General features: G+C 59.2%; 2 protein-coding genes and 1 pseudogene. All 3 read left to right on the top strand.

The annotated features are described in order from the left end of the window. Positions 1-223, top strand: a 223-nt coding sequence (locus QHL1GM_RS12375; RefSeq protein ID WP_139245652.1) for a muconolactone Delta-isomerase family protein, incomplete at its 5' end; no start/stop codon positions are given. Positions 224-288: 65 nt separating this feature from the next. Further along, entirely contained in the window at positions 289-1,263 is a 975-nt protein-coding gene (gene catA / locus QHL1GM_RS12370) for a catechol 1,2-dioxygenase (RefSeq protein ID WP_071694743.1), read from the top strand. Positions 1,264-1,362: 99 nt separating this feature from the next. After that, a pseudogene (locus QHL1GM_RS12365) lies at positions 1,363-1,572 on the top strand (benzoate 1,2-dioxygenase large subunit); the annotation flags it as partial.

Here is a 1,572-nt window from a genome sequence, read left to right as displayed (position 1 = left end):
TAAGGCGACTGAAAAGGCGTATTCCCAAGACCTGCAGCGTGAGGGCAAATGGCGCCACTTGTGGCGGGTAGCGGGCAGCTACTCGAACGTCAGTATTTTTGACGTGGAAGAAAACGCTGAACTGCAAGAGCTGGTCAGTAATCTACCACTGTTCCCCTATATGGAAATTAACGTCAAGCCGCTGTGTCGTCATCCCTCTTCGGTGCGTGACGACGACAGCTAATTACCTACAGAACACGCCAGCTCGAATTATAAAACAACACCCTATAACAAACAGAGGGTTTCACCATGACCGTGAAGATATTCGATACCCCCGACGTGCAAGACTTCATTAAAACCGTGGCCGGCTTTGATAAAACCGGTGGCAATGACCGTGCCAAGCAAATTGTGCATCGCCTGGTCGGCGATCTGTTTAAGCTGATCGACGACTTTGACGTCACCGAAGAAGAGTACTGGGCCGGTGTCAACCTGCTCAATGCCCTGGGCAGTCAGACCCAGTTCGGCCTGCTCTCCCCCGGTCTCGGCTTTGACCATTACCTCGATATGCGCCAAGACGCTATCGATGCGGAAGCCAAGCGTGTGGGCGGTACCCCGCGCACTATTGAAGGCCCACTGTACGTAGCCGGTGCCCCGGAAGCCGACGGCTTTGCGCGCCTGGACGACGGCCAGGATCAAGAGGGCGAGACCATGTGGCTGACTGGCCAAGTCCGCGATGTGGATGGCACGCCGATTGCCGGTGCCAAGGTCGAAATCTGGCACGCCAATTCTAAGGGCGGCTACTCCTTCTTCGACCCCTCGCAGTCCGAGTACAACCTGCGGCGCACGATCTATGCGGACAATGAGGGCCGCTACACCGCGCGCAGCATCATCCCCTCTGGCTACGGGGTGCCTGAAGGCGCGCCCACCGATGTGGTGCTCAAGTCCCTGGGACGCCACGGCGAACGCCCGGCGCATATTCACTACTTCGTCTCCGCCCCGGGCCACCAGCACCTGACCACCCAGATCAACTTGGCGGGCGATCCCTACACCTTTGACGACTTTGCCTTTGCTACCCGCGAAGAGTTGGTGGTGCCCGCCGAGCGGATTGAAGACCCGGCCGAGATCGCCCAGCGCGAGCTGGATGGCCCGTTCTCCCACGTGGTGTTCGATGTGGAGCTGGCCCCCACCGAGGCGCCCGAGCTGCAGGTACGTCACGCCCGCCCGCGGGCCAAAGAGGACGAGCAGGATCTGGCCAGCCAGCTCGCCGGTACCGCCAAGGTTTAAAGCCCCATAACCTCGCGCTAACGATTGGCTGACGTCCACCGTCCGATGTGTTAGCGCCTTACACCCCAGGTTATGCCTAAGTATTTGAGGAGAGAGATCATGACCACCCAGCTTGATCAGCTCGAAGCCCGCGTGCGCGGTGCTGTACAAGACGACCCCGCCCAGGGCATTTTCCGCTGCCACCGCAGCATGTTTACCGACCCCGCCTTCTTTGAGCTTGAGCTCAAGCACATCTTCGAAGGCAACTGGCTGTTCCTGGCCCACGAAAGCCAGATCAGTGAGCCGGGTGACTACATGACCGTCACCATG

Origin of the sequence: Halomonas sp. QHL1, assembly GCF_001882345.1 — a bacterium.
Taxonomy (GTDB): domain Bacteria; phylum Pseudomonadota; class Gammaproteobacteria; order Pseudomonadales; family Halomonadaceae; genus Vreelandella.
Note: the sequence above shows the minus strand (reverse complement) of the source record. Positions and strands in the feature narration are given on the sequence as shown.